The sequence below is a fragment of the Shinella sp. H4-D48 genome (genome assembly GCF_022637395.1).
Taxonomy (GTDB): Bacteria; Pseudomonadota; Alphaproteobacteria; order Rhizobiales; family Rhizobiaceae; genus Shinella; species Shinella sedimenti.
This window is the reverse complement of sequence record NZ_CP093337.1, coordinates 1,486,554-1,508,662: the sequence shown is the minus strand read 5'-3', so window position 1 is coordinate 1,508,662 and position 22,109 is coordinate 1,486,554. Positions and strand designations below refer to the sequence as shown.

The 22,109-nt window shown below is 63.2% G+C and carries 22 protein-coding genes; 10 read left to right on the top strand and 12 right to left on the bottom strand.

Annotated features, from left to right (window positions below; all coding sequences use genetic code 11):
• The first annotated feature begins 111 nt into the window (after positions 1-111).
• Genes MNR02_RS07310 through MNR02_RS07300 form a run of 3 tightly spaced genes read left to right on the top strand, consistent with a single transcriptional unit; the run spans position 112 to position 1,847 of the window.
• Positions 112-894: an adenosylcobinamide-GDP ribazoletransferase gene (locus MNR02_RS07310; RefSeq protein WP_241948645.1), complete on the top strand. Its 783-nt coding sequence runs from the start codon at positions 112-114 to the stop codon at positions 892-894.
• A gap of 36 nt (positions 895-930) precedes the next feature.
• Positions 931-1,152: a DUF1289 domain-containing protein gene (locus MNR02_RS07305; protein ID WP_134650017.1), complete on the top strand. Its 222-nt coding sequence runs from the start codon at positions 931-933 to the stop codon at positions 1,150-1,152.
• Positions 1,149-1,847, top strand: a complete 699-nt coding sequence (locus tag MNR02_RS07300) for a TIGR02281 family clan AA aspartic protease (RefSeq protein WP_241948644.1) — start codon at positions 1,149-1,151, stop codon at positions 1,845-1,847. Before MNR02_RS07305 ends, MNR02_RS07300 begins: the two co-directional genes overlap by 4 nt.
• Before the next feature lie 50 nt (positions 1,848-1,897).
• On the opposite strand, the gene MNR02_RS07295 is transcribed toward MNR02_RS07300, so the two are convergent.
• From MNR02_RS07295 to MNR02_RS07275, 5 genes are all read right to left on the bottom strand, one after another.
• Positions 1,898-2,275, bottom strand: a complete 378-nt coding sequence (locus MNR02_RS07295; RefSeq protein ID WP_241948643.1) for a VOC family protein — start codon at positions 2,273-2,275, stop codon at positions 1,898-1,900.
• Between the two features lie 131 nt (positions 2,276-2,406).
• Positions 2,407-3,168, bottom strand: a complete 762-nt coding sequence (locus MNR02_RS07290; RefSeq protein WP_241948642.1) for an ABC transporter permease — start codon at positions 3,166-3,168, stop codon at positions 2,407-2,409.
• Positions 3,165-4,091 (bottom strand): ABC transporter ATP-binding protein, encoded by a 927-nt coding sequence (locus MNR02_RS07285; RefSeq protein ID WP_241948641.1) that lies wholly within the window; start codon positions 4,089-4,091, stop codon positions 3,165-3,167. The genes MNR02_RS07290 and MNR02_RS07285 overlap by 4 nt, the downstream gene beginning before the upstream one ends.
• A 92-nt stretch (positions 4,092-4,183) precedes the next feature.
• Positions 4,184-5,005, bottom strand: a complete 822-nt coding sequence (locus MNR02_RS07280; RefSeq protein ID WP_241598844.1) for a sulfite exporter TauE/SafE family protein — start codon at positions 5,003-5,005, stop codon at positions 4,184-4,186.
• Between the two features lie 318 nt (positions 5,006-5,323).
• Complete coding sequence (locus MNR02_RS07275; protein WP_371746738.1) at positions 5,324-6,511, bottom strand: extensin family protein; 1,188 nt, start codon at positions 6,509-6,511, stop codon at positions 5,324-5,326.
• A gap of 290 nt (positions 6,512-6,801) precedes the next feature.
• Here MNR02_RS07275 and MNR02_RS07270 point away from each other — a divergent pair, with 290 nt between their 5' ends.
• The 3 genes from MNR02_RS07270 to MNR02_RS07260 all read left to right on the top strand — a co-directional run bounded on the left by MNR02_RS07270 (position 6,802) and on the right by MNR02_RS07260 (position 9,911).
• A complete protein-coding gene (locus tag MNR02_RS07270) occupies positions 6,802-7,188 on the top strand; it encodes an acyl-CoA thioesterase (protein ID WP_134650024.1) in 387 nt (128 codons plus the stop codon).
• Between the two features lie 20 nt (positions 7,189-7,208).
• Entirely contained in the window at positions 7,209-7,802 is a 594-nt protein-coding gene (locus MNR02_RS07265) for a hypothetical protein (RefSeq protein WP_241598840.1), read from the top strand.
• Between the two features lie 108 nt (positions 7,803-7,910).
• A complete protein-coding gene (locus MNR02_RS07260) occupies positions 7,911-9,911 on the top strand; it encodes a bifunctional diguanylate cyclase/phosphodiesterase (protein ID WP_241948639.1) in 2,001 nt (666 codons plus the stop codon).
• 61 nt (positions 9,912-9,972) lie between these two features.
• On the opposite strand, the gene MNR02_RS07255 is transcribed toward MNR02_RS07260, so the two are convergent.
• Complete coding sequence (locus tag MNR02_RS07255; protein WP_241948638.1) at positions 9,973-10,545, bottom strand: NAD(P)H-dependent oxidoreductase; 573 nt, start codon at positions 10,543-10,545, stop codon at positions 9,973-9,975.
• A gap of 88 nt (positions 10,546-10,633) precedes the next feature.
• Here MNR02_RS07255 and MNR02_RS07250 point away from each other — a divergent pair, with 88 nt between their 5' ends.
• Positions 10,634-11,542: a LysR family transcriptional regulator gene (locus MNR02_RS07250; RefSeq protein WP_241948637.1), complete on the top strand. Its 909-nt coding sequence runs from the start codon at positions 10,634-10,636 to the stop codon at positions 11,540-11,542.
• 89 nt (positions 11,543-11,631) lie between these two features.
• Complete coding sequence (uvrB, locus tag MNR02_RS07245; RefSeq protein ID WP_241948636.1) at positions 11,632-14,802, top strand: excinuclease ABC subunit UvrB; 3,171 nt, start codon at positions 11,632-11,634, stop codon at positions 14,800-14,802.
• Positions 14,803-14,818: 16 nt separating this feature from the next.
• Here uvrB and MNR02_RS07240 read toward each other — a convergent pair whose 3' ends face one another.
• Positions 14,819-16,180, bottom strand: a complete 1,362-nt coding sequence (locus MNR02_RS07240) for a hypothetical protein (protein ID WP_241948635.1) — start codon at positions 16,178-16,180, stop codon at positions 14,819-14,821.
• A gap of 833 nt (positions 16,181-17,013) precedes the next feature.
• Here MNR02_RS07240 and MNR02_RS07235 point away from each other — a divergent pair.
• Positions 17,014-17,454 (top strand): hypothetical protein, encoded by a 441-nt coding sequence (locus MNR02_RS07235; RefSeq protein WP_241948634.1) that lies wholly within the window; start codon positions 17,014-17,016, stop codon positions 17,452-17,454.
• A 15-nt stretch (positions 17,455-17,469) separates the two neighbouring features.
• On the opposite strand, the gene MNR02_RS07230 is transcribed toward MNR02_RS07235, so the two are convergent.
• Complete coding sequence (locus MNR02_RS07230) at positions 17,470-18,057, bottom strand: J domain-containing protein (protein WP_134650074.1); 588 nt, start codon at positions 18,055-18,057, stop codon at positions 17,470-17,472.
• A 123-nt stretch (positions 18,058-18,180) separates the two neighbouring features.
• Positions 18,181-19,257, bottom strand: a complete 1,077-nt coding sequence (dusA, locus tag MNR02_RS07225) for a tRNA dihydrouridine(20/20a) synthase DusA (protein WP_241948633.1) — start codon at positions 19,255-19,257, stop codon at positions 18,181-18,183.
• Between the two features lie 106 nt (positions 19,258-19,363).
• Between dusA and MNR02_RS07220 the strand changes: the two genes are divergently transcribed.
• Positions 19,364-19,894 (top strand): gamma carbonic anhydrase family protein, encoded by a 531-nt coding sequence (locus MNR02_RS07220; protein ID WP_241948632.1) that lies wholly within the window; start codon positions 19,364-19,366, stop codon positions 19,892-19,894.
• Positions 19,895-19,928: 34 nt separating this feature from the next.
• Here MNR02_RS07220 and MNR02_RS07215 read toward each other — a convergent pair whose 3' ends face one another.
• The 3 genes from MNR02_RS07215 to MNR02_RS07205 are packed head-to-tail and all read right to left on the bottom strand — an operon-like array spanning position 19,929 to position 22,079.
• The gene (locus MNR02_RS07215) at positions 19,929-20,324 is read right to left on the bottom strand and encodes a Fur family transcriptional regulator (RefSeq protein ID WP_241598814.1); all 396 of its coding nucleotides are present in this window, start codon (positions 20,322-20,324) and stop codon (positions 19,929-19,931) included.
• Entirely contained in the window at positions 20,321-21,151 is an 831-nt protein-coding gene (locus tag MNR02_RS07210) for a metal ABC transporter permease (RefSeq protein WP_241948631.1), read from the bottom strand. Before MNR02_RS07210 ends, MNR02_RS07215 begins: the two co-directional genes overlap by 4 nt.
• Positions 21,144-22,079, bottom strand: a complete 936-nt coding sequence (locus MNR02_RS07205) for a metal ABC transporter ATP-binding protein (RefSeq protein ID WP_241948630.1) — start codon at positions 22,077-22,079, stop codon at positions 21,144-21,146. Before MNR02_RS07205 ends, MNR02_RS07210 begins: the two co-directional genes overlap by 8 nt.
• Positions 22,080-22,109 lie beyond the last annotated feature (30 nt).

Below are 22,109 nucleotides of genomic sequence, written 5' to 3'. Positions count from 1 at the left end.
TGGGCTTTCAAAGGCGGGGTTTTGGTGTCTCCTAATAGAGGCAGGGCGCGAATCCGACAACCGCATTTGCGGCTGTTCCCATCGTCGTTTCGCCGGGAGGGGCTTTTCCACATGAACATCCGCGACTTCATCGACGATACCGCGCGCTCCATAGCCTTCCTGTCGCGCGTGCCGGTGCCGCAGCGCCATTTTACGGACCATGACGGACGGCTGTCGCGCGCTGTCAGGGCCTTCCCGCTGGCCGGCGTGCTGATCGTGCTGCCGGCGGCGGCACTCGCGGCGGTCCTTTCGGCCCTGCACGCCCCGACGCTCCTGCTTGCCTTCGCCACGCTCGGGCTTCAGGTGATGATGACAGGTGCGCTGCATGAGGACGGCCTGTCCGACAGCGCCGACGGCATCGGCGGCGGGCGTGATCGCGACAGCGCGCTTGCGATCATGAAGGACAGCCGCGTCGGCTCCTACGGCGTCGTCGCCCTCGTTCTCTCCTTCGGTCTGCGCGCGGCCGCCATTGCCGCGCTTGCCGCCGCACTCACGCCCTCCGGCCTCGGCATGGCGCTGCTCGCCGTCGCGGCCGCAAGCCGCACCGCCATGGTCTGGCATTGGTCGCTCCTGCCGCCCGCCCGCCGCGATGGCGTCGCCGCTTCGGTGGGCGAGCCGGACCAGGGCGCCACCACGGTCGCGCTCGTCTCCGGTGTCCTGCTTGCGGCACTGCTCCTGCTGCTGCACGGCACCGTCCTGTCCTGGCTTCTGGCGCTTGCCGCCGCAGCGCTCTGCGTCCTCGTCTTCAACCGCATCGCCCTGCGCAAGATCGGCGGCCACACCGGCGATACGATCGGCGCCACCCAACAGCTCGCGGAAATGTCAGTGCTTTTCGCCCTTGCCTTGGCGCTTTGAGCTGCCGATATAGGAGCGGACATATCTGGAGTTTCGATGGAATCGCCCTGCATACTCGTCTGTTCGATCGACATGGTGACCGGCTACTGCTTCGGTTGCGGTCGCACGCGCGAGGAAATCGGCGCCTGGACGCTCTATACATCCGACGAGCGCCGCGCGATCATGGCCGCCCTTCCGGCGCGGCTTGAAACCGTCGAGCGCAAGCCGCGGCGCGAGACCCGCCGCGCCCGCATGGCAAGGGAGCGTGGCGACGCATGAGATTTTACGTCCTTCTGGCCATTCTCGGTGGCGGCCTTGCGCTGCTGATCCTCAACCATGACAGCGGCCGCACGCTCGGCATCGCCAATGACGATTTCGGTCGCCTCGTGACGCTCTCGGCCATCGGCACGATGATGGCGGCCGGCATTCTGGCCGGGCGCCGCCAATGGGGCGAAAGCCTGCGCCAGGCCGCCATCTGGCTCGTGCTCATCCTGGCGCTCGCGACAGCCTATCTTTACCGCTTCGACCTGCAGGACGTCGGCAACCGGCTGACGGCGGGCCTCATTCCCGGCCGCGCGGTCGTCACGACCAATGCCAGCGGCGAACAGATCCTCGTCATCCAGAAGGGCCTGTCGGGCCATTTCGAAACGGATGTCACCATCGATGGCACACCACTGCGCATGATGGTCGATACCGGAGCAAGCTCGGTTGTGCTGTCCTATGCGGATGCCATGCGCCTCGGCATCAACCCGGACAACCTGGTCTTCTCCATCGACGTTTCGACGGCCAACGGCCGCGCGCTCGCCGCCCCCGTCACGCTGCGCCAGGTCGCCATCGGGCCCATCCAGCGCGGGACGATCCGCGGCATGGTCGCGCAGGAGGGTCGCCTGGAGCAGAGCCTGCTCGGCATGAGCTTCCTCGAAACACTCGGGTCCATCGAGATCACCCGCGACGAACTGCGGCTGAAGGACTGATTGCCGCCGGGCAGGACGGAGCGGCCAAGGCCGCCCCGTGCCCACTGCTTTCAGATCGGCTGCCCGACATCGATGCGGTTGCCGTCCGGATCCTCGAAAACAAAGGCGCGCAGCCCGTAGTCCTTTTCCTGAAGGCTCTTGATGATGCGCAGGCCATGGGTCTGGCAAAGCGTATGCAACGCATCCACATCGTCCACAATAAGATGCGCCACGTTGAAGGCAGGTGCCTTGTATGTAGGCTGCAACGTGAGATGCACCTCGCCCGCATCCCGCTTCATGATCATGAAGCCGACGGGATCTCCGTTCTCGAAAACTTTCCTGAAACCGAGGACATTTGTGTAGAACGCCTCTGCCTCGGGCATGTTCTTGACCGGCAGCATGGCCGCTATTCGTCCGAACCGGACACCGTGATCGGCGATGTCATTCATCGCAGAACCTCCGCTTGCAACATCAGACCACTGCGCCGGGCGGTGCCGGCCGCGCGTGTCATTGTTGTTTGTGGTGAAGCAGGACGGTGCCTACGGACAAACTCTAGCCCGGCTTGCGCCGGGCCGTAAATTCAATTCTTCAGCTTGTACCCAGTCTTGAAGATCCAGGCCGTGATCGACAGGCAGACAATCAGGAATCCCAGCACCGTTACGAGGCTGACGAGCGGACTGACATCGGCGATCTCGTAGAAACTCCAGCGGAAGCCTGACACGAGGTAGAGCACCGGATTGAAATGGCTGACCGTCTGCCAGAAGGGCGGCAGCATGTCGATCGAATAGAAGCTACCGCCGAGGAAGACGAGCGGCGGCACGATCAGCATGGGGAACAGGTTCAGCTGCTCGAAATCCTTCGCCCATATGCCGATCATGAAGCCGAACAGGCTGAACGTAACCGCCGTCAGCACGAAGAACAGCACCATCATGAAGGGATGTTGTATGGAAATGTCGACGAAGAACGAGGCGGTGACGAGAATGATCGTACCGACGATCAGCCCCTTCGTCGCCGCGGCACCGACATAGCCGATAACGATCTCGATCATCGAGATCGGCGAGGACAGGATCTCGTAGATCGTGCCGGTGAACTTCGGGAAATAGATGCCGAAGGAGCCGTTGCCGATGCACTGGTTGAGCAGCGTCAGCATGATGAGGCCGGGCGCGATGAAGGCGCCGTAGGAAACGCCCTCCACTTCCTGCATGCGCGAGCCGATCGCCGCGCCGAACACGATGAAATAGAGCGATGTGGTGATGACGGGCGACACGATGCTCTGCAGCAGCGTGCGGCGGGTGCGCGCCATCTCGAACGCATAGATGGATTTGATCGCCTCGAAGTTCATTTACCCTCTCCCACCAGCTCCACGAAGATGTCTTCCAGCGAACTCTGCTCGGTGGAGATGTCCTTGACCCTCAGCCCGCAATGCGACAGGGCCGACAGCAGCGAGGAAATGCCGGTCCGCTCGCCGGAGGAATCGAATTCATAGACGAGGCGCGTGCCCTCACCCGACAGCGCCAGCCCGAAAGGCGACAGCGCGTCGGGAATGGCTGTCACCGGCTCGGCGAGCTCCACCGTCATCTGCTTGCGGCCGAGCTTGGCCATCAGCGCCTTCTTCTCCTCCACGAGCAGGATTTGGCCGTGGTTGATCACGCCGATCCGGTCGGCGATCTCCTCGGCCTCCTCGATATAGTGCGTGGTCAGGATGATGGTGACGCCGGAGGCGCGCAGCCGCTCGACGAGGTGCCACATGTCCTTGCGCAACGACACGTCGACGCCCGCGGTCGGCTCGTCGAGGAACAGCACCTTCGGCTCGTAGGACAGCGCCTTGGCGATTAGGACGCGCCTGCGCATGCCGCCCGAAAGGTGGCGCAGCATCGTGTCCTTCTTGTCGTAGAGCGAGAGGTCTTTCAGGATCCGCTCGATCAGCGCCGGGTCGGGCTTGCAGCCGTGCAGGCCACGCGAGAAGGCCACCGTGTTCCAGACCGTCTCGAAGGAATCGAGCGTCAGTTCCTGCGGCACGAGGCCGATGACGGAGCGTGTCTGGCGGAAATCGCGCAGGATGTCGTGTCCACCGACCGTGACCGTGCCGCCGCTCGGCGTGACGATGCCGCAGATGATCGAGATCATCGTCGTCTTGCCAGCACCGTTCGGTCCGAGCAGCGCGAGAATCTCGCCCTCCTCGATGTCGAGGTCGACGCCTTTCAGCGCCTGGAACCCTGAGGCATAGCTCTTGGTGAGATTGCGAATGGAAACGATGGGCGCCATGGGATGGTCCGGACAAGGGAAAATTCATGCGGAAGGACACCCTATATGGCGCGTCCTTAGCCGGTTTTCACCCGGCTTGGCGAAAAAATCTCTCAGCCGTAGATGCTGTAGAGGAAGCGAAGCGCAACGAGGATGAGGAAAATGCCGAAGCCCGTCTCGAGCTGCCGCTTGCTCATGGCATGCGCCAGCCGCACGCCCCACGGCGTAACGACGAGCGCGATCGGCACGATCAGCGCGACGGCGATCCAGTTGATGAAGCCGGTCGATCCGGGCGGCAGGCCGGGCACGCCCCAGCCAGCCCAGATATAGCCGAAGATGCCGGGAATGGAGATCAGCACGCCCACGCCCGAGGAGGTCGCGACCGCCTGATGGATCGGCCGGCCGAACGAAGTCATGTAGGTATTGTTGAGCACGCCGCCGCCGATGCCCATCAGGCCCGAAAGCGTGCCGATGACCACCCCGGCGATCTGCCGGGCGATGCCGCCCGGCAGCGTATCGCCGATCCGCCAGGTCTCGCGATTGAACAGCATGCGCAGCGCAACGAGCAGCGAGATGCCGACGAAGACGAAGCGCAGCCCGACGCTGGAAATGAAGGCAGCGATGATGGAGGCAAGGATCGCCCCGAGCGGCAGCGCAACGATCCAGCTCTTCAGGAGATCCATATCCACGGCGCTGCGCTTGCGGTGCGCCGTGAAAGACCGGATCGATGTCGGCACGATGATGGCGATGGAGGTGCCGACGGACAGGTGCATGCGCACCGCCTCCGGCACATCGAGATAGCCGAAAACCTGGTAGAAGACCGGCACCAGGATTGCCCCGCCGCCAACGCCGAAAATGCCGGCGAGAAGACCGGAGACGACGCCCGCCGCGGCAAGCGCCAGCGCGAACAGGACAAGATCGGCGATGGGGGGCATGCAATTCTCCCGGCGGGAATGAAAAGGGGCGACTCGCGAAACAATCGCGGCTGAGATGCGCCAACTGTCATCAAACCGTGACCGATTTCAACCATGGTCTGCACGAGGCCGACAGGAACGGTCAGCACCCCGCAACCCCACCGTTCCCGCTGTCAGACAGAGGCCTCGCTCCCGACCCTGAGGGAGCTTTTAGGCGGTCGATCCGCCCGCTTCCCCGCGGAAGCCCGCATGCGCCCTCGCCGGTCCCCGGCGCTGGCGATCGAAATGTGACATTCCTTTCAGACCGGCGCCCCGCCGGTCTTTTTTTGTCCGGCTATCCTACAGGCTGCAATGCCGGTAGCCCGATTTGCGCACCCTCAGATCGAAATGGAAATGATCCTTGTGGTAGCGGTCGCTGCCGGGGCCGAGCACGGTGGAGAAATACTTGCAGCTGTCGCCGCGCACCGATTTGAGCAGCCCCTTCTCACGGAAGGCGAAGAAGCCCTTCGGCTCGATGGCAATCGACTTGCCGCTCTTCAGCACGATCCTGCCGACATCGATGGCATTGCCCCGGGCGTGTTCGGACATGGCGGCGCCGCGGCGCGAATTCATCGTTCGGCAGGAATAGGACGACATCTGGTGGATGGCCGAGACGCCCGAGAGGTAGCGCATGCGCGCCGACGGCACGAGCTCCGCCTTCACCCAGCGCGCGAAGGCTTCGGTGATCTGGCAGTTGACCTGCGCCGCCGGCTTGATCTGGATTCCACCGGAAAGCCCTGAAAGCTCGACTGGCCAGTCGATGCCGCAGGAACGTCCGCGTGAGATGCGTGGCACGTCGCGGAATTTCACGCCGAGCTTCTGGAGCCGCTGCCGGCATGCCCTTTCGGAAGCCGGCATGCCGCCCATCGTCTCGGGAACCTGCATGGGATTGTTGAGCCGCGGCAGGAAGGCGACCTGTTCGCCCTGCATCGACTGCTGCTGGGACTGGCGCTTTCGCGTCGTCGCCTTGTCGGGCACGCGCAGATAGCCGTCGCCCTCGGCCTCCATGCCCGCCTCCGACATCGGGATCGCCTCGGGCTCGCCCACCTGCTGCGGCATGTCCGTGCCGATGCCGCCGACGACGACCTGGCTCGCATTGCCCTCAGCGATCTCGTTGGCCTGCGCCTCGGCAAGCCCCTCGACGCGGCCGACACCCAGCCCCTCGTCCATGCTCACCCCGCCCTCGGGAACGGTCAGCATGCCGGAAGACGCTTGCACCGGCTCGCCGATGCCCATCGCCTCGTCGCTGTCGATCTTTGGCAGATGCCGCGTCTGGCGCGCGGGCGCGGCCATGGCCATGTCAGGCGTTTCCATGCCGTAGGAAGATGAACCACCACCGGTGTCGCCGATCTCGGCCGTCGGCGTGACAGCGCTCACACCCACGCTGTCGACATCGTCGGGCGGCGTCAGGCCGCCCGAACAGGCGGCGAGAAACGCCGGGATCAGAAGCAGCCCCACCGGCCTGCGCAGACGTGATACAAACGCAATACCCATTGTCACTTCCGCCCGGCGTCCGTCGTCGCACGATGCGGTCCCGGTTACGCACATTCTTGTCCGGTCATGGTGCAGGTGGCGTTTGTCCAGATTCGGACCCCATTCCCGCAAAACCGGCTCGCAGGCCGACACGCCTGCATTTCCAGGGGATTTTCGCCGAACATGGTAAAGGAAAGGTTTGCGGCGCGAAGCCGCGCCGCTTGCGATGTCCGGCGAACCCGCCGCCCCTCTTTCGTACGCACACGCAATGGGTTAGACCGGAAGTCAGACGCAGAGGAGCCCGCATGACCGACACGCAGACCCCGAACGGCCAGCTCACCCTTCGCACGCTCGCCATGCCCGGCGACGCCAATGCAGCCGGCGATATCTTCGGCGGCTGGGTCATGGCGCAGATGGACCTTGCCTGCGGCATCCGCGCCGCCGAGCGCGCCCGCGGCCGCGTCGTCACCGCAGCGGTCAGGGAAATGGCCTTCGAACTGCCGGTCAAGATCGGCGATACGCTCAGCATCTACACGGATATCGCCCGCGTCGGACGCACCTCCATCACGCTGTCGGTCGAAGCATGGGCACAGCGCTATCTCACCACGCGACTGGAGAAGGTGACGGCCGCGACCTTCGTCATGGTCGCGCTCGACAGCCAGGGCCAGCCGACGCCGGTGCCCGGCGACTAGACAGCCTCGGGAGGGGCAGCATGGACCATAACATGCCACCGGACCCCGCCGTGTTCACGCATATCCGCGTGGTCATCGGCATGGTCGTCAGTCTCAGCCTCGCGCGTGTCCTGAGCGGCATCGCCCTCTTCATCCAGCATCCCGGCAAGACCAAGGCCTATCCCGTCCATCTCGCCTGGGCGGGTTTCCTGATCCTGTACCTCCTGCATTTCTGGTGGTGGGAGTTCCGGCTTCAGGTGCTGACGCCCATCGATTTCGGCGTCTACCTCTTCGTCGTCAGCTATTGCTGCCTGTTCTTCATGCTGGCGGTGCTGCTGTTTCCGACGACGCTCGACGACTACAAGGACTACGAGGACTATTTCTTCTCGCGGCGCAAATGGTTCTTTGGCGTTTTCACGATGGTCTTCGCGGTCGATCTGCTCGACACGGCGCTGAAGGGGATCGATTACTTCGAGTCCTTCGGCTACGAATATCCCATTCGCAACGTTACCTTCATCGTGCTCTGCCTGATCGCGGCATGGACGGCAAGCCGCCGCTTCCATGCCACCTTCGTCATCGCCGCCATCGCCTACCAGCTGAGCTGGATCTTCCGCGCCTTCGACCTCATCGAGTGAAAAGCCTAAGCTATCCTCGCTGATTCTGACCGTCTGGCGTTAAGACAATCTTATGTGGCCAGCCGCACCATCGCGGCGCGACGAAGTGCCTGTGGGCCGGGACCGAGAATGACGCATGCGAGCCGGCCGACGCCGATCGATGAAGCCACAAAACACCAGATTTTGTCCGCACAGGCTATGTCCGTGCTGGACGGCATCGTCGTGACTCTGCCGGCCAGTTGCTTCATCGCCGTCACGATCGTTGCCGTCCTGTGGCTTGATGCGCCGAACACCAGCGTCCTCTACTGGCTTGCCGCGATCTTCGCCGTAAACCTCGCCCGCTATATCGCGGTGCGGGTCATCCGACGCAACAACATCGCGATCGAAAGGCCGAAGCGGGCGCTCGACATCCTGTCGCTCGGAGCGCTCGCAGGCGGGCTGACATGGGCCCTGACGCCTTTCCTGGGAACGGTGATCGGTAAAGGCGGGCTCAACCCCTATGTGGTCTTCATCATCTGCGGCATCTGCGCCGGTGCCATGATGCAGAGCGCGGCCTATAGCCGAACCACAATGGTGTTCGCCGTTCCGCCTGTCCTTGCGACCTTTGCCACACTTCTTGCGATCGGCACCCCCTCGTCACTGGTCATCGCCGCCGACACGGCTTTGTTCGGCCTGGTGATGTTCCGCACAAGCCAGGTCAGCGAACGGGTGTTCATCCGCAGCCAGATGGACCGCCTGAATGCCATTGCGCTCGCCGCATCGCTGTCGGATGCCAATGCGGAAATCAAGCAGTCCAATCAGCAGCTTTCCTCTCTTGTGAACACGGACCCGCTGACGGGACTCGCCAACCGCACACTCTTCAACAACCGGCTGCGCAAGGCATTCACCGATCTCCGTCCAACCGATACGCTCGCCCTGCTGACCATCGACCTCGACCGCTTCAAGGCGATCAACGATACGATGGGCCATGGCGTGGGCGATGCAGTCCTGACCGAAATCGCCAGTCGTCTGACCGGCCTGACCGGCGCGCAAGACATGGTGGCACGTCTGGGCGGTGACGAGTTCACCGTCATCATCGAAGGTCCGGGTGCCGAAGCGCGCGCACGCTTGATCGGCAAGGAGATCATCCGGCTTGCCGGTGAGCCCATCGTCATCGGGGAGCGTTCAGTCACCGTCGGCGCCAGCGCCGGCCTGGCACTCTATCCGACACACGGCGAGACCGCCGAGGCGCTCTTTGCCAGCGCCGACATCGCGCTTTACGCCGCCAAGGCTGGCGGTCGCCGCAAGCTCAGCCTTTTCAACCCGCTGCTGAAAGCCCGTATCGAACGCCAGCGTCTCATCGAGGCGACGCTGGCCGAAGCCCTCGAAAAACAGATGCTGAAGGTGTTCTTCCAGCCGCAGGTGGAACTGGACGGCGGCCGTGTGACGGGCTTCGAGGCCCTGTTGCGCTGGACCCATGCCGAACTCGGCGCGGTCAGTCCGCCGGATATCGTGCGTGCCGCGCAGGCCCTACACATGTCGACCGCTCTCACCGCCTATGTCGCGACACGTGCCGCCCGCCTGCTCCAGGCCCTGCCCGGTTATGGCCTGCCGGACGCCGCCGTGGCGATCAACGTTTCGCCCCGCGAATTTTCCGGCGACACGCTTTCGCGTCTCCTCATCGACATTGCGCAGCAGCACGACGTGCCGCCGTCGCGCATGGAGATCGAGATCACCGAGGAAGCGACGCTCGACACGCAGGCCGCAGGCGCTGAGCTTGCCCGGCTGGAAGCCGCCGGTTTTCGCCTCGCCGTCGATGATTTCGGCATGGGCCATTCCTCCCTCGCCTACATCGTCAGCCTGCACATCGACCGGCTGAAGATCGACCGCAGCTTCGTGCGCGGCATCGAGACGAGCCGGCAGAACCAGACCCTCATCTCCGCCCTCATCGGCATCGGCAAGGCGCTCTCCATCGACATCGTCGTGGAGGGCGTGGAAAACGCCGCAGAGGCGCGCATGCTGCAAACCCTCGGCTGCCGCCAGGCCCAGGGCTATCACTATGCCCGGCCGATGGATGCGGCTGACATTCCCGGCTGGCTCGCAGAGCACGCCGAACGGTTCGCGCACCAGCCGAGGACGGACGCAACCTGACAGCCATTGCCACCCGCCTCGATGCCGGGCGGACGGCTGTGCCAGACCCTGACGCCATGGCTCAGCCCCAGGCTTCCGCGAGATAGCGGCGCTCGTCGTCCCTGCGCCATGTTTCGAGCAACGCCGCATAATCCCTGGCTGCACCGTGCAGCGCCAGATCGTCGAGCTTGTCTGCCCGGAACAGCAGGACCGGTGGCTGCCAATGCAGGCCGCAGCGATGGGCAGTCGCCTCGAGCGGACGCAGCAATTCATCCATGGTGAACCGGTTGGGGCCAGCAGGCGCATAGGCTTCCGGCACGTTCCCGGCCGTCGCCGCGACCAGCAGCGGCTTGCCCTCCAGCAGGCGGCCCTCGCTCTCATACGCCATGTAGAACATCCGCGTCAGCACCGCGTCCTGCCACGCCTTGAGCAACGGCGGCGTGGAATACCACTGGATTGGGAATTGCAGCACGATCCGGTCGGCGGCAAGCAGCCGGGCAACCTCCCGATCGGCGTCGATCCCGCCGTCCTTGCAGACCGCCTGCATATCGACCACCTCGACATGCGGCAAACGCGCCGCCGCGGTCGAAAGGGCCGCATTGGCACGCGACCGGTTGAGATCGGGGTGGAAGAGGAGGATCAAGGTCTTGCTCATGGCGTCGTCTCCTGTGTTGACAGGCAGACCATGCGGCAAGGCCGTAAATCATTCCAATGGATGATTTATATATGCTATTATTGATCTGATGAATTTAAGATCCGTAGACCTCAACCTCCTCGTCATCCTCGACGCCCTGCTGGACGAGGCCCATGTGTCGCGCGCGGCGGCCAGGCTGAACCTCTCGCAGTCGGCCACATCAAGCGCGCTCGACCGCTGCCGCCACCTCTTCGGCGACCCCCTGCTGGAACGCGGCAAAGGCGGTATGCGACTGACGGCGCGCGCGGAGGCGCTGCGCGATCCCCTGAAAAGCCTGCTCATCGGTATTGCCGCCGTGATCGATGCGCCGGAGGAACCGTTGGCCGAGATCCGCCAGACCGTGCGTATCATCACCGCCGATCATCCCGGCATCCTCATTGCCAGCCCGCTGCACCGCGCGCTGGCCCGTTCCGCGCCCGGCATCGACCTCGTCATCCAGCCGTGGCAGAGCGCGCCGGCGGCGCTCGAATCCCTCGCCCGGGGCGCCGGTGACATCGCGATCTCGGTCTTCCCCGCCATCGACGAAACCGCCTTCCACTGCGAGACGCTGCTGCACGAGCACTATGTCGTGGCCATGCGGCGCGACCATCCGGCCGCCACCGATTTCACGCTGGAGCGCTGGCTCGCTTACCCGCATGTCCTGGTTTCCGGGCGCGGCGACACGCGCAGCGGCCTCGACGACCAGCTCGCCGCGCTGGGCCGGTCGCGCCGCATCGGCATCGTCGTGCCGAGCTTCCTGATGGTCCCGCCGTTGCTAGAGGACAGCGACCTCCTGGCGATGATGCCGGCCCATACGGTGCCCGCCGATGCTGCCGGCCGCCTGCATATCGCCGCGCCGCCGCTGCCGGTAGAGGGCTTTCCGCTCCACCTCGCCTGGCACCGCCGCCGCGACAGGGACCGTGCCGTGCGGCACGTCGCGGATATCGTGCGCGACATCTTCGCCAGCCACCTGCCCTGACCCGCCGACACGGAAAACGACGCAAATTCGTTTCCCTTTTGTACTCGCCGCCCCTTTCTTTTCGCGGTGACTCTCTCCATATTCCCCGCATGGCCAGAACCCCGAAAAAATCCCCGCCCTCGAACCCCGGTTTCGAGGAAGCCCCGCAATCGCCTTTCGAGGGAGAGCCGCTGTCCGGCAGCGTCTCGGACTGGGTGAAGCAGCTGGAGGCCGAGGCCGAGGCGTCGGGCGTCGAGAGCCGCCGCGAGGTCGCCTCGAAGGCCGGCAAACACCGCAAGACCGTGGAGAACGCCGCCCGCCGCCACACGGAGAACGTTACTGTCTCCAAAACCTCCCGCGGCGTCTCGATCGGCGGTTCGTCGGATCCGAAGACGCGCGCCGCCGCCGGCCTCAACCCGGTCTCGGGCATGGATGTCTCGCTGGAGGACGCCGCGTCGCTCAATGCCGGCACGGCGGTCACCGCGACGGTGGAGGCACTGTCGGCGCTCATCGAGAGCGGAAACCCGCTGTTCAAGGACGGCAAGCTGTGGACGCCGCACCGCCCGGCCCGGCCGGCGAAGTCGGAAGGCGGCATCCCGATCCGCATGATCAGCGAATACCAGCCGGCCGGCGACCAGCCGACGGCGATCCGCGATCTCGTGGAGGGCCTGTCCTCGGGCGAGCGCAGCCAGGTGCTGCTTGGCGTCACCGGCTCGGGCAAGACCTTCACCATGGCCAAGGTCATCGAGGAAACGCAGCGCCCCGCCGTCATCCTCGCGCCGAACAAGACGCTGGCCGCCCAGCTCTACAGCGAGTTCAAGAACTTCTTCCCGGAAAACGCGGTCGAGTACTTCGTCTCCTACTACGACTACTACCAGCCGGAAGCCTATGTGCCGCGCTCCGATACCTTCATCGAGAAGGAATCGTCGATCAACGAGCAGATCGACCGCATGCGCCACTCCGCCACCCGCTCGCTGCTGGAGCGCGACGATTGCATCATCGTCGCTTCGGTCTCCTGCATCTACGGTATCGGCTCGGTCGAGACCTACACCGCCATGACCTTCCAGATGGAGGTCGGCGAACGGCTCGACCAGCGCCAGCTGCTCGCCGACCTCGTCGCCCAGCAGTACAAGCGCCGCGAGATGGATTTTCAGCGCGGCAGTTTCCGGGTTCGGGGCGACACGATCGAGATTTTCCCCGCCCACCTTGAGGATGCCGCCTGGCGCATCTCGATGTTCGGCGACGAGATCGACGCCATCACCGAGTTCGACCCGCTGACCGGCCAGAAGACCGGCGACCTGAAATCGGTCAAGATCTACGCCAACAGCCACTATGTCACGCCGCGCCCCACGCTGAACGGCGCCATCAAGGCGATCCGCGAGGAGCTGAAGCTGCGCCTCGCCGAGCTGGAAAAGGCCGGCCGCCTCCTGGAGGCGCAGCGCCTGGAGCAGCGCACGCGCTACGATATCGAGATGCTGGAGGCCACCGGCTCCTGCGCCGGCATCGAGAACTATTCGCGCTATCTCACCGGCCGCCGGCCCGGCGAGCCACCGCCGACGCTGTTCGAATACATCCCCGACAACGCGCTGATCTTCATCGACGAAAGCCACGTCACCATTCCGCAGATCGGCGGCATGTATCGCGGCGACTTCCGCCGCAAGGCGACGCTGGCCGAATACGGCTTCCGCCTGCCGTCCTGCATGGACAACCGCCCGCTGCGCTTCGAGGAATGGGATGCGATGCGCCCCGACACGATCGCCGTCTCAGCCACCCCCGGCAACTGGGAGATGGAGCAGTCCGGCGGCGTCTTCGCCGAGCAGGTCATCCGCCCGACCGGGCTGATCGACCCACCCGTCGAGGTGCGCCCGGCAAAAAGCCAGGTGGACGACGTGCTGGGCGAAATCCGCGAGACCAGCCAGGCCGGCTACCGCACGCTCGTCACCGTGCTCACCAAGCGCATGGCCGAAGACCTCACCGAATACCTGCACGAACAGGGTGTTCGCGTGCGCTACATGCACTCGGACATCGACACGCTGGAGCGCATCGAGATCATCCGCGACCTGCGGCTTGGCGCCTTCGACGTGCTCGTCGGCATCAACCTGCTGCGCGAGGGCCTGGACATTCCCGAATGCGGCTTCGTCGCCATCCTCGATGCCGACAAGGAAGGCTTTTTGCGCTCGGAAACGTCCCTGGTGCAGACCATCGGGCGTGCCGCGCGAAACGTCGATGGCAAGGTCATCCTCTATGCCGACCAGATCACCGGCTCCATGCAGCGCGCGATGGACGAGACGACCCGCCGCCGCGAAAAGCAGGTCGCTTATAACGAGGCGCACGGCATCACCCCGGAATCCGTGAAGGCGAAGATTTCCGATATCCTCGACTCCGTCTATGAGCGCGATCACGTCCGCGCCGATATCTCCGGCGTCTCCGGCAAGGGATTCGCGGACGGCGGCAACCTCGTCGGCAACAATCTCCAGGCCCATCTCAACGCGCTGGAAAAAGCCATGCGCGACGCCGCCGCCGATCTCGACTTCGAAAAGGCCGCCCGCCTGCGCGACGAGATCAAGCGCCTCAAGGCCGCCGAACTCGCCGTCATGGACGACCCGATGGCACGCGAAGAAGCGAAAAGTCAGGAAGGTGGCAGCGGTAAGCCAAAGGGCCCGGCAAAGACACAAGGCGGCGACGGGAAGAAAACCGGCGCCGGCCGCGGGTCGATCTCCCCCCTTGTGGGGGGTGAGGAGCGGTCCGCGCAGCGGAGCAATCGATCCAGTGAATCGATTGCAGCGACGAACGCCGGCAGGACAGAGGGGGGTGCCCCCTCCACGGCCGGCGCGACACCCCCCTCTGCCCCTGACGGGGCATCTCCCCCACAAGGGGGGAGAATGAGCGGCAGCCTCTTCCAGAAACCCTCGCTCGACGACATGGGCCCGGGCACCGATATCGAACGCCCCCTCTTCCGCAAGCCGAAACTGGACGAGATGGGCCGAGACGTCGCAACCCCCGCCGGCAAATCGCTGTTCCGCAAGAACAGCCTCGACGAAATGACCGTCGGCCGCACCGAAAAACCCGTCACCGGCGACCTGCCCCAACGCCCGCCGGAAACCCTCTCCACTAAGAAACGCCATTCCCCCCTGCTGGAAGGCCAACCCGAACGCGCCACCGGCGCCGACGACGCGAAGCCGGTCCGCCGGGGGAAGATCGGCGTCGGAAGCTATGAGGATCCGGCGGAGGCGAAGCGCAAGGGGCGGACGAAGGGGAAAACGGGGCGGCCGGGGCGGTGAAAACAGTGCTAGAGAACTAGTCGGCGTCCTTCTCTTCCGAAGCGATTTGCCCTGCAATTTTCGACGTGAGCTTATGGAACAGGCTAGATTTCGGATTGTAAACAAAATCTTCGCCGATATGTCTACGCAAATGCTCCTTTAAAAGCTCCATTTTGACTTGCGTCCGAAGATTATAAACGTCTTCCAGCGGGATATCCAAGTTGTTTTGCGAGGCATTTGAGACGTCTGTAGCAATAATACTTATCTTAAATAAGTCTTGTCGCCTGCGGTTAATGCCTATAATCTCTGTAATTAACCGATGTAACATCGTATAACAAACCGCAAGGACAACGGCAGATATAATAACATACGGAGATCTTGAAACTATAAAATCGACAACATCAAATCCATCACCAAAATCCAAATTAATCAATTTCTCAGAATTCCAAAATAACCTACCCGTAACAAATATAATTACAATCAACGGCGCAGCACAAAGCCATGCGTAAACAGAAACATTCTTTGCGCCCTGAGAAACATATCCAGATATCTCTGTAGGAAATAGATTGATATCACTGACAAGAGATCTTAATCTCGACTCTTTTTCCGAAATATCCTTAGATAAATTCTCGGAATCTTTAGTTAATCTGTCAACATTATTTCTATATCTCTGATTTTCTTCATTTAAATTTCTTGCTACAGACTCCGCGATAGCAATTTCTTTTTTTCTATTCTCAAGAGTTTCTGAATGGTCGGCTATGGACGCCTCCAAATCTGAAAACTGATCACTTTGATCAGAAAGCATCTCCTGCAAATCTGCAATCTTAATTGATAGCGATTTATAAGTTTCCTCGTATTGCTGCGCCCTCTTTAGGTACTGATTAAGATTACCTTCGACATTTTTTCTGTACCCCTCGAATCCATCCAGAATTGAAATAACATCTGAAAAAGAATTTTGCTCAATTCCTTCTACGGTTATCTTCGTCAACTTTGAATCTTTAAAAAATCTTTCATTAGGCCTCAAGCCAAATCCGCCAATAAATCTATTGACGTTAAAAATAAATTTACCGTCGCCGTATCTTACAGATTCACTTTTTGTTGATCCACCGATATAGTCTTTATAACTTAACTCGAGTTCATGGTAGTCTTCATATCCAAATGCAAATACTGTTATCTTTGTTACATAAATTATATCAATGAAATCGAAGTCCATCCATTCACGACGTGCTTTAATAAAGTTTTCTTCCGAAGAATTTTCAACTAACTGTGTGGATTTTCTGGCTCTGTGCGAAAAGAAACCAATATCGATATGTTTAGCTACCGGTAATGCTGTAGCGTCAATACTGCTAAGAGCACTATGATCCAGGGCTTCTGAAAGGGGAGCTAATTCTTGGGTCATCTCAACGAGCGTTCCTCAGATAAAAACTAGATATAATCCATATTTGTCTCCTTATCGCACGGATTGCAATCAAACGTATAATTCACCCACCGAATTCTCCTTTTGGATGCTCCATATTGTCGCTTTAAAATGGGAAATTTCCCCACCAGCCGTTTCATTTTTCCCCGCCCCCAAAAACCCATGCGATAATCCCCTCATCCCGTCGCGGATACACCGCAAGGCGTTGCGGCGAGGCGGGGTCGGCGCTTGGGGTGCGGGACGGACGTAAGCCTGCATCTTGAGGGTCCGCGGAAAATGGTCTCCCTCCGGCGACACGGGGGAAGCGGCGGAGCGTCGGACCGGCTCCCCCGTTTCAGCCCCGGACGGCGCGTCGGGCGTGCCTGTGCGGCACACAAGGGGAACGGGGCCGGAGGGTGCGTCGGCATCGTCCGCCGGAGTGATGACTTGCCGGGAAAGGCGGTGACGCCTTTCCGCCCTGACGGTGCTCGAAGGTGAGCCCTGTCAGGCGCGAAAAACCCCGGCGGGGCCCGCCCCGGAAACCGACGGCAAGCGCCGCCGGACCCGTTCCTTGCAGAGAGACCGGAGTCGCGGGCAAAAACCGCCGAACGGGGCGCTGAAAGGTGCCATTTATACTATCTGATGCGGCAGCTTTCAGCGCCCCGTCCGATACCGATGCCCATAACCCGGCGTGATCTCACGCGCGGCGATGCGGGCGGCTGTCCGCCTTGCGACACCCGCCGCCCCATCCTCAGCCGCCGCCGGCAACGGACTTGGTCCGCCCGCCGGTCGCGGCGCCGCGCAGCCCGCGCCCTTCTCAACCGACAGGAGCTCCCATGATCGACCGCAGCAAGCTTCCCCCGCTATCGCCCTTCCTGCTCGCCCGCATCGCCGAAATGCTGGCGCTGCCCTGGCGCGCCTGCCGCCTGCGCGACTGCCGTCGCCGCGGCCGGTGCTGCTGGGTCTCGCGCAACACACAGCAGCCCTTCTGCCTGCGCAACCTCGATGCCGGGCAGCGCGCGCAATTCCACGCCGTGGCGGAGGAGGTGCGCGACATCGTCGATTACAGCTCGTTTTTCAGCCGGGTCACCTTCGCCTCGCCCTATCGCGACACGCGCGCGCTCCAGGATGCCGGCATGGCGGTGGCGCGCACGGTGAAATCCGGCGCGGCGCTGCGGGAGTTCCGGGCCTTTGCCGCCATGCGCGCGGCGCGGCCGCCGGCCGAATATGACGGCGAGGAACCGCCGCTGCCGGAGGGCTGGCGGGATTTGCGATGATGGCGGCGGCGCGGCCTATTCGGCCGCCTCGCCCTTCACGTCGAGCGCGGCGGTGTCGAGGGCGGCGGCCAGTTCGTAGGAATAGCCTTCCAGCATCGTATAGGCCTGCTCGATCGCCTGGATTTGGCCCTCGGCATTGCGGATGGCCTCGGTGATCGACTGCGAGCGGGCGCGCAGCATGGAGCCGAGGAAATCCGTGCCGCCCTTGCGGCCGAGGCGGTCGATGTGCTGGCGCACCCGGTTGCGGTGGCGTTCGAGCTCCAGGATGTGGAAGCGGCTCTTGACGATGTCGTCGGAGAGTTTTCGGCGCATCGCCGCCAGCGGATCGAAGCTGCCCGGCTCGCGCTCGTCGAGGATGACGTCGTTGACCAGCGGTTCCAGCAGCATCAGGCCCTTGAGGTCGCGCGGGTCGGCGAGCTGCGGGTCGAAGCCGGTGTCGTCGAACACCTTGCGGCGCACCGGATCGCGCAGCAGGTCGTAGCAGGCCTGCAGGCGGGCGAACTGGTCGGCATCGCCGCCCGAATCGGGATGCATGCCCTTGGCGGCCTTGCGGTAGGCGGCCTTGACCGCGTTGTCGTCTGCATCGCGCTCCAGTCCGAGCATGGCGTAGGGATCGATCACGCGGGCACCTGTTCGTCTCTCATTGCGTCGTCGGTTCTTTTACGCCGTTTTCCGACCCCGAGGGGACGAAATTGTGGTCATGCCGGGGCCGATGCACAGAAAGCGCTACTCCGCCGCATCCTGCGCGGCGGCGCGCGCGGCAAGCACCGCCGCGAAGGCATCGGCGATCACCTGCGGCCCCGCCCCCGGTTTCGTGGCGTCGGTGGACAGGATCTGCCGGTAGCGGCGCACGCCCGGAAAGCCCTGGAACAGGCCGACCATATGCCGCGTGACATGCGCCACCCGCCCGCCCCGCGCGATCACCTCGCCGGCATAGGCGACCATCGCATCGCGCACCGCCTCCCAGTCTTCACCCGACATGTCCTGCGGACCGGAGAAGACACCGGACGGCACGCCTTCCGACAGGGGATGCGGGAAAAGCCGGTCCACGCCCGTGAGAACACCGCTATCCTGGTAGGCCGCCCGTCCGAGCATGACCCCATCCAGCCCATCCATCTCGCCCACGGCCTGACTCAAACTCTGAAGCCCGCCGTTGAGACCGATGAAAAGGTTCGGGTTTTCGGCTTTCAGCCGATGCACGAGGCCGTAGTCGAGCGGCGGAATGTCCCGGTTCTCCTTCGGCGACAGGCCCTGCAGCCAGGCCTTGCGCGCATGGACCCAGACGGCATCCGTGCCGGCCGCCTTCACACGGGACACGAGGTCACGCAGCGCCACCTCGGGGTCCTGGTCATCAACGCCGATGCGGCACTTCACCGTGACCGGGATCGACACCGCCACCCGCATTGCCGCCACGCAATCGGCCACCAGATCCGGCTCGCGCATCAGGCAGGCGCCGAAGGTGCCAGATTGCACCCGATCCGAGGGACAGCCGACATTTAGATTGATTTCGGCATAACCAAAACCCTCGCCGATCCGTGCAGCTTCCGCAAGCTTCTCCGGGCTGTTGCCGCCGAGCTGCAATGCCACAGGATGTTCGATCGCGTCGAAGCCGAGCAGCCGCTCGCGATTGCCGCGCAGGATGGCGTCAGCAACGATCATTTCCGTGAAGAGCAACGCGTTGCGGGTGAGCTGGCGCGCGAACACGCGAAAATGCCGGTCGCTCCAGTCGATCATCGGCGCGGTGGCGAAAATCTTCGTCCCCGTCTCCACGGCCCGGCTGTAGAATGTCGCTCTGTTCGTCATGGCCGGGCTCATACTCCATATGATCAGCAAAAACCACCCTCGCCCTTTCGCCCAACCGCCGGGCCGGTGCTAGACTGCGTCAGGAATCAGACCGCCGGAGGAAACCATGCCGCTTTACGCCCTCGACGACCGCGCGCCCACACTCCCCGCCGACGACCGCTACTGGGTGGCACCGGATGCCAATGTCATCGGCAAGGTCATCCTTGGCGAGGATGTCGGCATCTGGTTCGGCGCCACGCTGCGCGGCGATAACGAGCCGATCATCGTCGGTGCGCGCTCGAACATTCAGGAAGGTGTGGTGGTGCATACCGATCCGGGCAAGCCCGTCATCATCGGCGAGGGCTGCACCATCGGCCACGGCGCCATCATCCACGGCTGCACCATCGGCAACAATTCCCTGGTCGGGATGGGCGCCACGGTGCTGAACGGCGCCGTCATCGGCAACAATTGCCTCGTCGGTGCGAATGCACTGGTGACGGAAGGCAAGGTCTTTCCGGACAATTCCCTCATTGTCGGCGCGCCCGCAAAGGCCGTGCGCACGCTGGACGACGCTGCCGTTGCCGGCCTCAAGCTTTCAGCGGAAAGCTATGTCCAGAACTGGAAGCGCTTCAGGAAGGGGCTAAAGCGGATCGACTGATCCCTCCCGGCCTGCACAGATCAACCTCCTAACCCTACGCACACCCCGCGCAGGTGCCGCGAATTTCGATTGTCGTCTTGCCGGTCTTGAAGTTGCGGTCCTTGGCAAAGGCTTTCAGCCGGTCCTCGATCACGTGATCGTGGAACTCCGTCACCTTGCCGCAGGTCTCGCAGATCGTGAAGGCGGTGATGCCGTGGTTATGACAGCCCTCGTTCGGATGGGCACAGGCCACGAAGGCGTTGATGCTCTCGAGCCGGTGCACGAGACCGAACTCCAGGAGCTTGTCCAGCGCGCGATAGACCTGGAGCGGCGCGCGAAACCCGTTGTCACGCAGCTTGTCGAGGATGGTGTAGGCGCTGAGCGGGCTGTCGGAATGCGACAGCACGTCGAAGACGAGGCCCTGGTTCTTCGTCAATTGCTGCGTGGTCATGCCCGACCTCCCTGATTTGCCGCCGAATGTTCCACGACGCTCGTCCTCGGTTTCGTGATGAGGCTTAGAATGAACAGGCCAAGCGCTGCAACCACGATCGAGGGGCCGGAGGGCGTGTCGAACTTCAGTGATCCGAACAATCCGCCGACAACGGCCAACGCCCCGATCAGCGAGGCGAGCACCGCCATGATCTCCGGGCTGGTGGAAAAGCGCCGCGCCGTTGCGGCGGGGATGATGAGAAGCGAGGTGATCAGCAGGATGCCGACGATCTTCATGGCAATGGCGATGACGAGCGCCATCAGCAGCATGAAGGCAAGGCGCGTCTTCTCCGGCTGCATGCCTTCGGCCTCGGCCAGTTCAGGGTTGACCGTCGATGCGATCAGCGGACGCCACATCCAAACGATAGCGAAGACGACGAGAATACCGCCGCCCCACACAAGGTCCACATCGGCGCGCGACACGGCGAGGATATCGCCGAACAGGAAGCCGACGAGATCGATGCGCACCCAGGTCATGAAGGACACCATGACCAGGCCGATGGCCAGCGTCGCGTGGGAGAGGATACCGAGCAGCGCATCCGTCGAGAGCGTGCCGCGCTTCTGGAGCAGCAGGAGGAGGAGCGAGACGGTCGCCGCCACGATGAAGACGCTGATGAGCAGGTTGAAGTTCATCAGCAGCGACAGGGCGACGCCGAGCAATGCCGAATGGGCCATCGTGTCGCCGAAATACGCCATGCGCCGCCAGACCACGAAACAGCCGAGCGGGCCGGCGGTGAGCGCAAGGCCGACGCCGGCAACGAGCGCGCGCATGAAGAAATCGTCAAGCATCGCGCTTCTCCTCTTGCCCGGCATCGTCAGGCGCCGCGCCGTGATCATGGCCGCAGCCGCAATCGGGCCCGTGCGTGTGCACGATGCGCATCGGCCCGGCGCGACCCGAGGGCACGACCGGCGTATGATGGCCGTCGTTTGGGCGGCAATCGTCGGTGATCGATCCGTCGGCGTGCAGCACGCGGCCATCGGGCAGGTGCGTGTGGTCGTGATCGTGATTGTAGAAGGCCAGCGTCTGCCCGGCGCGCGCGCCAAAAAGGCGCTGGTATTCCGCGCTCTGGCTCACCACTTCCGGCGTACCGCGACAACAGACATGGCCGTTGAGGCAGATGACGGTGTCGGTCTCGGCCATCACCACATGCAGGTCGTGGGAGATGAGCAGGATCCCGCAGCCGGTGGTGTTGCGGATCGTCTTGATGAGATCGTAAAGCGCGATCTCGCCGGAAAAATCCACCCCCTGAACCGGCTCGTCGAGCACCAGAAGATCGGGCTTGCGGGCAATGGCGCGGGCCAGCAACGCGCGCTGGAACTCGCCGCCGGAGAGATGCTGCACCTCCGCGCGGGCAAGATGGCGGATGCCGGTCGCCTCCAGCGCCGCCTCGATCTCCGCGCCCTTCAGCGTCGAGGTCAGCGTCATCAGCCGTTCCACCGTCAGGGGCATGGTCCAGTCGATAGAGAGCTTCTGCGGCACATAGCCGACCTTCAGGCCCGCCTTGCGCTCCACCCTGCCCTCGTCGGCCTTCAGCACGCCGATGGCTGCCTTGGCAGTGGTGGACTTGCCCGAGCCATTCGGGCCGATCAGCGTGACGATCTCGCCAGGCGCGATCGAGAATTCCACGCCACGCACGAGCCAGCGGCCCTGACGGCGCACGCCGACGCCGGCAAGCGACACGAGCGGCGAAGCGTTCCTGGTTGGGGTCTGCAGCATCATTTTTTCCAAAAGCCTGTTGCGTCAGCA

Coding starts and splice junctions, on each gene's coding strand:
- MNR02_RS07310 (WP_241948645.1), top strand. CDS start 112: ATGAACATCCGCGACTTCATCGACGATACCGCGCGCTCCATAGCCTTC.
- MNR02_RS07305 (WP_134650017.1), top strand. CDS start 931: ATGGAATCGCCCTGCATACTCGTCTGTTCGATCGACATGGTGACCGGC.
- MNR02_RS07300 (WP_241948644.1), top strand. CDS start 1,149: ATGAGATTTTACGTCCTTCTGGCCATTCTCGGTGGCGGCCTTGCGCTG.
- MNR02_RS07295 (WP_241948643.1), bottom strand. CDS start 2,275: ATGAATGACATCGCCGATCACGGTGTCCGGTTCGGACGAATAGCGGCC.
- MNR02_RS07290 (WP_241948642.1), bottom strand. CDS start 3,168: ATGAACTTCGAGGCGATCAAATCCATCTATGCGTTCGAGATGGCGCGC.
- MNR02_RS07285 (WP_241948641.1), bottom strand. CDS start 4,091: ATGGCGCCCATCGTTTCCATTCGCAATCTCACCAAGAGCTATGCCTCA.
- MNR02_RS07280 (WP_241598844.1), bottom strand. CDS start 5,005: ATGCCCCCCATCGCCGATCTTGTCCTGTTCGCGCTGGCGCTTGCCGCG.
- MNR02_RS07270 (WP_134650024.1), top strand. CDS start 6,802: ATGACCGACACGCAGACCCCGAACGGCCAGCTCACCCTTCGCACGCTC.
- MNR02_RS07265 (WP_241598840.1), top strand. CDS start 7,209: ATGGACCATAACATGCCACCGGACCCCGCCGTGTTCACGCATATCCGC.
- MNR02_RS07260 (WP_241948639.1), top strand. CDS start 7,911: ATGACGCATGCGAGCCGGCCGACGCCGATCGATGAAGCCACAAAACAC.
- MNR02_RS07255 (WP_241948638.1), bottom strand. CDS start 10,545: ATGAGCAAGACCTTGATCCTCCTCTTCCACCCCGATCTCAACCGGTCG.
- MNR02_RS07250 (WP_241948637.1), top strand. CDS start 10,634: ATGAATTTAAGATCCGTAGACCTCAACCTCCTCGTCATCCTCGACGCC.
- uvrB (WP_241948636.1), top strand. CDS start 11,632: ATGGCCAGAACCCCGAAAAAATCCCCGCCCTCGAACCCCGGTTTCGAG.
- MNR02_RS07240 (WP_241948635.1), bottom strand. CDS start 16,180: ATGACCCAAGAATTAGCTCCCCTTTCAGAAGCCCTGGATCATAGTGCT.
- MNR02_RS07235 (WP_241948634.1), top strand. CDS start 17,014: ATGATCGACCGCAGCAAGCTTCCCCCGCTATCGCCCTTCCTGCTCGCC.
- MNR02_RS07230 (WP_134650074.1), bottom strand. CDS start 18,057: ATGCTCGGACTGGAGCGCGATGCAGACGACAACGCGGTCAAGGCCGCC.
- dusA (WP_241948633.1), bottom strand. CDS start 19,257: ATGACGAACAGAGCGACATTCTACAGCCGGGCCGTGGAGACGGGGACG.
- MNR02_RS07220 (WP_241948632.1), top strand. CDS start 19,364: ATGCCGCTTTACGCCCTCGACGACCGCGCGCCCACACTCCCCGCCGAC.
- MNR02_RS07215 (WP_241598814.1), bottom strand. CDS start 20,324: ATGACCACGCAGCAATTGACGAAGAACCAGGGCCTCGTCTTCGACGTG.
- MNR02_RS07210 (WP_241948631.1), bottom strand. CDS start 21,151: ATGCTTGACGATTTCTTCATGCGCGCGCTCGTTGCCGGCGTCGGCCTT.
- MNR02_RS07205 (WP_241948630.1), bottom strand. CDS start 22,079: ATGCTGCAGACCCCAACCAGGAACGCTTCGCCGCTCGTGTCGCTTGCC.